An 8,109-nucleotide genomic window follows, 5' to 3' on the forward strand; every position below is an offset into this window, starting at 1 on the left:
CCTCACAGCACTCCGCACAGGACTGGAGAGACCGGTATGGCTCTGGACAGAAGGACTTTCGGGCGACGGTTGCTGGCCGGCGGCGTGATGGCCGCCACCGGTACGGCAACGTTGTCGGTGGCCTCCGCGCCCTCCGCGGCGGAACCCTCCCCGCCCACCGCCCCGGCAGGCGGTCAGGTGCGCCACCTCAAGCTCTACGCCGAGAAGCTGCCGGGCGGACAGCTCGGCTACGGCCTTGAGAAGGGAAAGGCCACCGTGCCGGGACCGCTCATCGAGCTGGTCGAGGGCGACACCCTGCACATCGAGTTCGAGAACCTCACCGACGCCGACGCAAGCCTCCACGTCCATGGCGTCGACTACGACATCGCCAACGACGGCACCCGTATGACGGGCAGCCATGTCGAGCCCGGCGGCACCCGCACCTACACCTGGCGCACCCACGCCCCCGGCCGCCGCAAGGACGGCACCTGGCAGGCGGGCAGCGCCGGTTACTGGCACTACCACGACCACGTGGTGGGCACCGACCACGGAACCGGCGGCATCCGCAAGGGCCTGTACGGCCCGGTCGTCGTACGCCGGAAGGGCGACCTCCTGCCGGACAAGCAGTTCACGATCGTCTTCAACGACATGACGATCAACAACAGGACGGCGGGGGAGACCCCGGACTTCGAGGCCACCGTGGGCGATCGCGTCGAGATCATCATGATCACGCACGGCGAGTACTACCACACCTTCCACCTGCACGGTCACCGCTGGGCCGACAACCGTACGGGCCTGCTGACCGGCCCCGACGACCCCAGCCGGATCGTCGACAACAAGATCACCGGGCCCGCCGACTCCTTCGGCTTCCAGGTCGTCGCGGGCGAACACGTCGGCGCCGGCGCCTGGATGTACCACTGCCATGTCCAGAGCCACTCCGACATGGGGATGGCCGGACTGCTCCTGGTGGCGAAGCCCGACGGCACCGTACCGGGCCACACGGGGCACCACACCGCCGCGCACCATGCCCACTGACGCCCCGGCCTTTGTCCTGTGAGTGGAGAAAGTGAGCACGAATTCCCGCGCTACTTCTTCCCAGCCCCGGCAGCCGCTGCTACGTTCCCCCCGAAAGAACGCGACGGACGGCCGGTACCGAGGCGGGGAGGGACTCGTGAGACGCATGACGGCACGACCCGCCAACGCCCATCAGGCCCGGCTGCTCCGCATGCTGCGCGACGAGGGTCCCAATTCCCGCGCCCAGCTCGGCGACCAGATCGAACTGTCCCGGTCCAAGCTGGCCGTGGAGGTGGACCGGCTCCTGCAGACCGGGCTCATCGTGGCCGACGGACTCGCCGCCTCGCGCGGCGGGCGCCGCTCCCACAATCTGCGGCTCGCCCCGAACCTGCGCTTCCTCGGCATCGACATCGGCGCGACCTCGGTCGACGTCGCCGTCACCAACGCCGAACTCGAAGTGCTGGGCCACCTCAACCAGCCCATGGACGTACGCGAGGGCCCGGTCGCGGTCTTCGAGCACGTCCTCGCCATGGCGGCCAAGCTTCGCTCCTCCGGGCTCGTGGAGGGGTTCGACGGCGCCGGTATCGGCGTACCGGGCCCCGTCCGCTTCCCGGAGGGGGTGCCGGTCGCCCCGCCGATCATGCCCGGCTGGGACGGCTTCCCCGTGCGGGAGGCGCTCAGTCAGGAACTCGGCTGCCCCGTCATGGTCGACAACGACGTGAACCTGATGGCGATGGGGGAGCAGCACGCGGGCGTCGCCCGCACGGCAGCCGACTTCCTCTGCGTCAAGATCGGCACCGGCATCGGCTGCGGCATCGTGGTCGGCGGCGAGGTCTACCGGGGGGCCACGGGCAGCGCGGGCGACATCGGCCACATCCAGGCCGTACCCGACGGCCGCGCCTGCGCCTGCGGCAACCGTGGCTGCCTGGAGGCCCACTTCAGCGGCGCGGCGCTCGCCCGCGACGCCATGGACGCGGCCGGTCAGGGGCTGTCGCCCGAACTCGCCTCCCGCCTGGAGACCCACGGCACCCTGAGCGCCGTCGACATCGCGGCCGCGGCCGCCGCCGGCGACACCGTCTCGCTCGACCTCATCCGGGAGGGCGGCACCCGGACCGGCCAGGTCATCGCGGGCCTGGTCAGCTTCTTCAACCCCTCTCTGGTGGTGATCGGCGGCGGGGTGACCGGCCTCGGCCACACGCTGCTCGCCGCGATCCGCACCCAGGTCTACCGCCAGTCGCTGCCGCTCGCGACCGGCAACCTGCCCATCGTCCTCGGTGAGCTGGGCCCGAACGCCGGAGTCATCGGCGGCGCCCGCCTCATCAGCGACCACCTGTTCTCCCCAGCGTGACCACGCCGTCCGGCACCCCACCGGACGGCCCGCAGGAAACAGCGCCACCGCTCCGCTCCGCTCCGCTCCGCTCCACCCCGGTCCGCCCGGTCCATCGGCGTACCGCCCTGAAACAGGCCCGTACGCCCGCCGAGGGGAAACCACATGGCACCAGAACCACCCCTGCTCAGCATGACCGGCATCACCAAGGCGTTCCCCGGCGTCCGGGCACTCGACGGTGTCGACCTCGACGTGCAGGAGGGCGAGGTGCACTGCCTGCTCGGCCAGAACGGCGCGGGCAAGTCCACCCTCATCAAGGTCCTCGCGGGCGCCCACCAGCCCGACACCGGAACCATCCACTGGCGCGGCGACCCCGTCACCCTCCGCTCGCCCATGGCCGCGATGCGCCTGGGCATCGCCACCATCTACCAGGAACTCGACCTGGTGGAGCACCTGTCGGTCGCCGAGAACATCCACCTGGGCCACGAACCCACCAGGGCGGGATTCGCCGTACGGCGGCGCACCGCACGCACCTCGACGGCCGCGCTGCTGCGCCGGCTCGGGCACTCCGAGATCGAACCGGGTCGCCTGGTGGGGGAGTTGTCCGCAGCGCAGCAGCAGATCGTATCCATGGCGCGGGCGTTGTCCCACGACGTGCGGCTCATCGTGATGGACGAACCGTCCGCCGCGCTCGACCCCGACGAGGTCGACAACCTCTTCCGCGTGGTCGCCGGGCTCACCGCCGAGGGCGTCGCCGTCGTCTACATCTCGCACCGGCTGGACGAGATCCGCCGCATCGGGGACCGCGTGACCGTACTGAAGGACGGCCGGGCGGTGGCCCGCGGACTGCCCGCGAAGACCACGCCGACCCGCGAGGTCGTCACCCTGATGACGGGCCGCGACGTCGAGTACGTGTTCCCCCCGCGCTCGGCCGAACCCCCTGTCGGCGAACCGGCGCTGGAGGTTCGGGGCCTCGCCCGGAGCGGGGAGTTCGACCCGCTCGATCTCTTGGTGCGGCCGGGCGAGATCGTCGGCATCGCCGGGCTCGTCGGCTCCGGCCGCTCGGAGATCCTGGAGACGGTCTACGGCGCCCGCACGCCCGACGCCGGCCACGTCCTGGTGGGCGGCCGGCCGGTCCGGCCCGGCAGCGTACGCGCCGCCGTGCGCGCCGGGATAGGGCTGGCCCCGGAGGAACGCAAGGCGCAGGCCCTGCTCATGCTGGAGTCCGTCACCCGCAACGTCTCGGTCTCCACCCTCTCCCGCTTCGCCCGCGCCGGCTGGATCGACCGGCGTGCCGAACTGGGCGCCGCGCGTGCCGCGACCCGGGAGCTGTCCTTGCGCCCGGACAACCCGGCCGTTCCCGTCCGCACCCTCTCCGGCGGCAACCAGCAGAAGGCCGTCCTCGCCCGCTGGCTGCTCCGCGGCTGCCGGGTGCTGCTGCTCGACGAGCCCACCCGCGGCGTCGACGTAGGGGCCCGCGCCGAGCTGTACGCCGTGGTCCGCCGGCTCGCCGACGAGGGCCTCGCCGTGCTGCTGGTCTCCAGCGAGGTGCCCGAGGTCCTCGGCCTCGCCGACCGTGTCCTGGTGCTCCGGGAGGGCCACGTCGTCCACGAGGCACCCGCCCGCGAACTCGACGAGCACCGCGTACTCGACCTCGTCATGGAAGGAAGCCCGGCGTCATGACGCAGCCCGTCTCCCCGCCCCGGTACGACACCGGCAAGGCGCCCGCGACCGCGCGGACCCCCGCCTGGCGCACGCTCGCCGCCCGCGCCGATGTCCGGACACTCTCCCTGCTCGGCGTCCTCGCCGTCCTGATCGTGATCGGCGGGGTCACCAAGCCGGACGAGTTCCTCGACACCCGCAACCTCCAACTCGTCCTCACCCAGGCCTCCGTGATCGGTGTCGTCACCGTCGGCATGACCTTCGTCATCACCTCCGGCGGCATCGACCTGTCGGTCGGCGCGATCGTCGCCCTCGCCTCGGTGTGGGCCACCACGGTGGCGACCCAGGAGTACGGGTTCGTGGGAATCCTCTTCACGGCGCTCGCCGTCGGCGTGGGCTGCGGCCTGGTCAACGGCCTCCTCGTCGCCTACGGCGGCATGGTCCCGTTCATCGCCACCCTGGCCATGCTCGCCTCGGCACGCGGACTCGCCCTCCAGATCACCGACGGACGCACCCAGATCGTCACCGTCGACTCCGTCCTCGGCCTCGGCGAGCGCGACGCCTACATTCTCGGCATCCCGCCGCTGGTCCTGGTCTTCGCCGTCGTCACCGTCATCGGCTGGCTCGTGCTGAACCGGACCACCTTCGGCCGCCGTACCGTCGCGGTCGGCGGCAACGCGGAGGCGGCCCGCCTGGCCGGCATCGACGTCCGCCGCCAGCGCCTCTACCTCTACCTGCTCTCCGGACTGTGCTGCGGCATCGCGGCCTTCCTGCTGATCGTCCTGGCCGGCTCGGGCCAGAACACCAACGGCAATCTCTACGAACTCGACGCCATCGCCGCCGCCATCATCGGCGGCACCCTGCTCAGCGGCGGCCGGGGCACCATCACCGGCTCGGTACTGGGCGTGCTGATCTTCACCACGATCACCGACATCTTCGCCCTGAACAACCTGCAGAGCGACGTCCAGCAGATCGCCAAGGGCGCGATCATCGTCGCCGCCGTACTGGTCCAGCGCCGTACCGCGAGCACCACCTGAGGAAAGGGTTCACCGCCATGCGACCGACCGCACCGACACCCCTGACCAGCCGCAGAGGGCTCCTCTTCGGTACCGCCGCCGTCGGCGCCGGGGCCTTCCTCGCCGGGTGCACGAGCAACGACCCGAAGGACGAGAAGACCGCCGCCGAGGACAGGCCCGCCGACGACAAGCCCGGCAGGCACGTCACCATCGGCTTCGCCGGCCCGCAGGCCGACCACGGCTGGCTCAACGCCATCAACGACAACGCCAAGCGGCGCGCCCGCACCTACTCCGACGTCACCCTGGAGATCACCGAGGGCTCCAACGACACGGCCGCCCAGATCGGGCAGATCGAGACCCTCATCAACAAGAAGGTCGACGTCCTCGTGGTCCTGCCCGCCGACGGCAAGGCCCTCACCCAGGTCGGCCTCAAGGCCATGCGCGCCGGCATCCCGGTCGTCAACCTCGACCGTGTGTTCAACACCCCGCAGGCGTACCGCTGCTGGATCGGCGGCGACAACTACGGCATGGGCCTCAACGCCGGGCACTACATCGGCGAGAAGCTCAAGGACACCCCCGACGCCAGGGTCGTGGAGCTGGCCGGCCTGGACAACCTGGAGCTGACCAAGCAGCGCACCAAGGGCTTCGACGACGCCCTGAAGAACTACCCCAACATCCGCAAGGTGGCTCGCCAGGCGGCCGACTTCACCGTGGAGTCCGGTCAGGCCAAGATGGCCCAACTCCTTCAGGCGCAGCGCAAGTTCGACGCCCTGTGGAACCACGACGACGACCAGGGTGTGGGCGCGCTGCGTGCCGTGGAACAGGCGGGCCGGGACGGCTTCCTCATGGTCGGCGGCGCCGGCGCGCTCTCCGCGTTCCAGGCCATCAAGCGCGACGACGGCGTACTGAAGGCGACCGTCCTCTACCCGCCCACCATGTCCGCCTCCGCCATCGACCTCGCCCGCGCCCTCGGCCAGGGCAAGGGCGTGGGCGGCATGGCCGAGTACGAGATCCCGGCCTCCGTCACGCTCTACTCCGCCGTCGTCGACAAGGACAACGTCGACCGGTACATGCCCACCGGCTTCCGGTGACCGGCCCCCGCCCCACCCGCACGGCACCCCGTACGAGGACGAGGAGAGGACCCACCGCATGGCAGCGCCGCAGAGTTCAGCAGGGGACGGCACCCGCCCCGGCCTCGGGGACAAGCCTCCGTTGCGCATCGGGATGGTCGGCTACGCCTTCATGGGCGCCGCCCACTCCCAGGGCTGGCGCACGGCGGGCCGCGTCTTCGACCTGCCCCGCGAACCGGTCCTGTCCGTGCTGTGCGGCCGGGACGCCCACGCCGTCCGCACCGCCGCCGAACGCCACGGCTGGGCGGCCACCGAGACCGACTGGCGTGCGCTGATCGCCCGCGACGACGTCGACCTGGTCGACATCTGCACCCCCGGCGACAGCCATGCCGGAATCGCCCTCGCCGCGCTCGCGGCCGGCAAGCACGTGCTGTGCGAGAAGCCACTGGCCAACACCGTCGAAGAGGCGGAGGCCATGGCGGAGGCGGCGGAAGCCGCGTACACAAAGGGGAAGTTGGCCATGGTCGGCTTCAACTACCGGCGGGTGCCCGCCATCGCCCTCGCCCGCCGGATGATCACCGAGGGGCGGCTCGGCACCGTGCGCCATGTCCGGGTGAGCTATCTCCAGGACTGGCTGGTGGACCCGGAGTCCCCGCTGACCTGGCGACTGCGCAAGGAGGCGGCCGGCTCGGGAGCGCTCGGGGATCTGGGGGCGCATGTCATCGACGTCGCACAGTACTTGGCGGGGGAGAGGCTCGCCGGGGTGTCCGCGCTCACCGAGACCTTCGTCCGTGAACGGCCCCTGCCGGAGGGCGGCTCCGGCCCGGTCACGGTGGACGACGCCGCCGTGTTCACGGGCCGGTTCGCCTCCGGCGCGCTGGCCTCCTTCGAGGCCACGCGGTACGCCACCGGCCGCAAGAACGCCCTGCGGATCGAGCTGAACGGTGAACGGGGCTCCCTGGCTTTCGACTTGGAGCGGCTCAACGAGCTGTCCTTCCACGACGGCACCGAACCCGGCGCGCACGCGGGGTTCCGCCGCATCCTGGTGACCGAGCCCGACCATCCCTATCTGGACGCCTGGTGGCCGCCGGGCCACGGCCTCGGCTACGAGCACACCTTCGTCCACCAGGCCCGCGACCTCGTACACGCCATCGCCGAGGGCCGCAGGCCGGTTCCCTCGTTCGCCGACGGCCTGGAGGTCCAGCGGGTGCTCGCCGCCGTGGAGGAGAGCGCCGCGAAGAACTCCGTGTACACCCCGATCGTCTGAAATCCCGGGAGGGCTGCCCGATGCCGCGTACGTTCACCCTGTTCACCGGTCAGTGGGCCGACCTGCCGTTGGAGGAGGTCTGCCGCCTCGCCCGCGACTTCGGCTACGACGGACTCGAACTCGCCTGCTGGGGCGACCACTTCGAGGTCGACAAGGCGCTCGCGGACCCGTCCTATCTCGCCTCGCGCCATCAACTCCTCGACAAGTATGGCCTGAAGTGCTGGGCCGTCTCCAACCATCTGGTCGGCCAGGCCGTATGCGACGCCATCATCGACGAACGCCACCGGGCGATCCTGCCCGCCCGGATCTGGGGCGACGGCGACGCCGAGGGCGTACGGCAGCGGGCTGCGGCCGAGATCGCGGACACCGCCCGGGCGGCCGCCGCCTTCGGCGTGGACACCGTCGTCGGCTTCACCGGCTCCGCCATCTGGCACCTCGTCGCCATGTTCCCGCCCGCCCCCGAGACGATGATCGAGCGGGGCTACCAGGACTTCGCCGAGCGCTGGAACCCGATCCTGGACGTCTTCGACGCCGAGGGCGTGCGGTTCGCGCACGAGGTCCACCCCAGCGAGATCGCCTACGACTACTGGACGACCCAGCGAGCCCTGGAGGCGGTCGGACACCGGCCCGCCTTCGGGCTCAACTTCGACCCCTCCCACTTCGTGTGGCAGGACCTGGACCCGGTCGGCTTCCTGTGGGACTTCCGGGACCGGATCTACCACGTGGACTGCAAGGAGGCCCGCAAGCGCCTGGACGGCCGCAACGGCCGGCTCG

General features: G+C 71.2%; 7 protein-coding genes. All 7 read left to right on the plus strand.

The genetic code is table 11. From position 1 onward, the window contains the following. Positions 1–42: 42 nt before the first annotated feature. On the plus strand, positions 43–1,014 hold the full coding sequence (locus tag CCN33_RS17040; protein ID WP_086694458.1) for a multicopper oxidase domain-containing protein: 972 nt from the start codon (positions 43–45) through the stop codon (positions 1,012–1,014). A 145-nt stretch (positions 1,015–1,159) separates the two neighbouring features. Next, positions 1,160–2,341, plus strand: coding sequence for an ROK family transcriptional regulator (locus CCN33_RS17045; RefSeq protein WP_086694452.1), 1,182 nt, complete (start codon positions 1,160–1,162; stop codon positions 2,339–2,341). Between the two features lie 144 nt (positions 2,342–2,485). Continuing rightward, positions 2,486–4,003 (plus strand): sugar ABC transporter ATP-binding protein, encoded by a 1,518-nt coding sequence (locus tag CCN33_RS17050; RefSeq protein ID WP_086694453.1) that lies wholly within the window; start codon positions 2,486–2,488, stop codon positions 4,001–4,003. Then, entirely contained in the window at positions 4,000–5,019 is a 1,020-nt protein-coding gene (locus CCN33_RS17055) for an ABC transporter permease (RefSeq protein WP_086694454.1), read from the plus strand. Before CCN33_RS17050 ends, CCN33_RS17055 begins: the two co-directional genes overlap by 4 nt. 17 nt (positions 5,020–5,036) lie before the next feature. Continuing rightward, entirely contained in the window at positions 5,037–6,089 is a 1,053-nt protein-coding gene (locus CCN33_RS17060; RefSeq protein ID WP_086694455.1) for a substrate-binding domain-containing protein, read from the plus strand. 58 nt (positions 6,090–6,147) lie between these two features. Further along, complete coding sequence (locus CCN33_RS17065; RefSeq protein WP_086694456.1) at positions 6,148–7,335, plus strand: Gfo/Idh/MocA family protein; 1,188 nt, start codon at positions 6,148–6,150, stop codon at positions 7,333–7,335. Between the two features lie 20 nt (positions 7,336–7,355). Continuing rightward, a partial coding sequence (locus tag CCN33_RS17070; RefSeq protein WP_086694457.1) for a sugar phosphate isomerase/epimerase family protein occupies positions 7,356–8,109 on the plus strand: 754 nt, incomplete at its 3' end.

Source organism: Streptomyces recifensis, assembly GCF_002154615.1.
Taxonomy (GTDB): domain Bacteria; phylum Actinomycetota; class Actinomycetes; order Streptomycetales; family Streptomycetaceae; genus Streptomyces; species Streptomyces griseoluteus.